General features: G+C 69.1%; 3 protein-coding genes. All 3 read left to right on the top strand.

Annotated elements, in window-relative coordinates; all coding sequences use genetic code 11:
* On the top strand, window positions 1-1,554 hold a 1,554-nt coding region (locus tag MXD62_RS27320; RefSeq protein WP_248832272.1), incomplete at its 5' end, for an FAD-binding protein.
* A complete protein-coding gene (locus MXD62_RS27315; RefSeq protein ID WP_248832271.1) occupies window positions 1,551-1,937 on the top strand; it encodes a 2Fe-2S iron-sulfur cluster-binding protein in 387 nt (128 codons plus the stop codon). The genes MXD62_RS27320 and MXD62_RS27315, both read left to right, overlap by 4 nt.
* Before the next feature lie 42 nt (window positions 1,938-1,979).
* Window positions 1,980-2,257, top strand: a 278-nt coding sequence (locus MXD62_RS27310; protein WP_248832270.1) for an OB-fold domain-containing protein, incomplete at its 3' end; no start/stop codon positions are given.

Genomic DNA, 2,257 nt, shown 5'->3' with positions numbered 1-2,257 from the left:
TCCACGGCCATGTCGGGCGGTGTGCTGTGGCTGCCGGACAACCCGCTCATGCAGGCCGACGGCGTTCCCGACTCCCTTGAGGACGCGCTGGCGTACTTCGACTCCGTTGTCGGAGACGTCGGACCCGCCTCGTCGCACCAGCGTCGGGTCGCCTATGTCACCGAAGGCGCCACCATGGTCCGCTTCCTGCGGAACCTGGGCATGCGTTTCGAGCGGTGCGAAGGGTACAGCGACTACTACGCGCAGGTGGCGGGTATCCGCGGTGGCAGCGCCCGCGGGCGCTCTCTCGAACCCGCGGTGACCGACGGCAAACAGCTCGGGCCGTGGTTCGACAAGCTGATGCCGGGCATGACGATCGCGCTCGGGATCGTCGTGATGACACGCGAGGCGTCCGGACTGCAGATGGTCAAGCGGCGACCGAAAGCCATGCGCACCGCCGCCCGCGTCGGGGTGCGCACGGCCATCGGCCGGCTACGGCGCCAGACCCGCCTGGCCAACGGCGGGGCACTGATCGCCCAGACCCTGACGGCCGCGCTCGCCGCCGGGGCGTCGATCTGGACGAACACCGGACTGGTCGACCTGATCACCGAGGACGGCCGGGTCGTCGGCGTCGTCGCCGACCGGGACGGCCACACCATCCGGATCCGCGCCCGCCACGCCGTGCTGTTGAGCTCAGGTGGTTTCGGCTGCAACCCCGAGATGCGCAAGCGGTACTCGAAGCAGCCGAACGACGGAACGTGGACCAGCGCCAACCCGGGTGACACCGGCGAGGCGATCGAGGCCGCCATGCGCCTGGGCGCCGCCGTCGACTTCATGGACGAGGCCCTGTGGATCCCGGCCTCCATCCAGCCCGGCGGCCGTCCGAGCATGCACAACGGCGAACGATGCAAACCAGGTTCGATCATCGTCGACCGGGCCGGCCGCCGGTACTTCAACGAAGCGGTCTCCTACATGGAAGCCGGCCGGCAGATGTACGCCCACAACGTCGACGGTGAATCCATCCCGAGCTGGCTCGTCATGGACTCCCGCCACCGCGCCCGATACCTGTTCGCGTTCCGTCCCAACACTCCCGAGGAATGGCTCACCAGCGGCTACATGAAGAAAGCCGACACGCTCGATGAGCTCGCGCGGGCGTGCGGCATCGACCCCGCGGGGCTGGCCACCACGGTGGCCCGGTTCAACACGTTCGCGGAGCAGGGCACGGACCCCGACTTCCACCGCGGTGAAGGCGCTCATGAAAAGTACCAGGGCGACTACGGCAACAAACCGAACCCGTCGCTCGCGCCCGTCGAGAAGGCACCATTCTACGCCGTCGAACTCTATCCAGGCGACGTCGGCACCAGCGGCGGTCTCCTGTGTGACGAACATGCTCGTGTGCTCGACACCAACCACGACCCGATCCCCGGCCTCTACGCCGCCGGGAACTGCACCGCCTCGGTGATGGGACGCACCTATCTCGGTGCGGGCGCCAGCATCGGCAACAGCTTCGTGTTCTCCTACATCGGCATGAAACACGCCGCACACGCCGCCTCCGGGGACCGAGCGGTCACGTGACCGCAGAACGGAGCGCACGGCCCCGGGGGCCAGTGGTACGCATCGACCCCGTCGGCGCCGACCTCGAACTCGAACCCGGAGAGACGATCATCGAGGCCGCGTGGCGACTCGGGTACCACTGGCCCACCGTCTGCCACGGCCAGGCCACCTGCACGGTCTGCCACCTCGAGGTACTCGGCGGCATCGAACACCTGACACCCCCCGACGACGACGAACAAGACGCCCTCGAACACCGACTTCCCGGCGCACACCGCCGTGACCTCGCCCGGCTCCGGCTCGCCTGCCGAGCGCAGGCAACCGGCGACGTCACCGTGCGCAAGAACGGCGTGCGACGTCGCCGGCCCGTACCGACCGGCCCATTCCCGCACGTCGTCGACGAGTAGGAGCGCTGACCTATGGAGCACCCTCATACAGGTGGCGGTCGGGTGACCGGTGAGGACAGGCCCGTACCCGTGGTCGACGACGACAGCCGCGACTTCTGGTGCGGCGGGGCCACCGGGCAGCTCCTGATCGGCGCCTGCACCGTGTGTGAGCGGTTGTTCCATCCGCCGGCGCCGATCTGCCCCGGCTGCTATTCCCGTTCGATCGGGTCCCGGCGGGTCTCGGGCCGCGGGACGGTCGAGTCGTACACGGTCGTCCGGCGCCCGTGGGTCCCTGGTTATGAGCCGCCCTATGTCGTGGCCCGGGTGGTGCTCGCCGAGCA

This window comes from Frankia sp. Mgl5, from assembly GCF_023242985.1.
Lineage (GTDB): Bacteria > Actinomycetota > Actinomycetes > Frankiales > Frankiaceae > Parafrankia > Parafrankia soli.
Note: the sequence above shows the minus strand (reverse complement) of the source record. Positions and strands in the feature narration are given on the sequence as shown.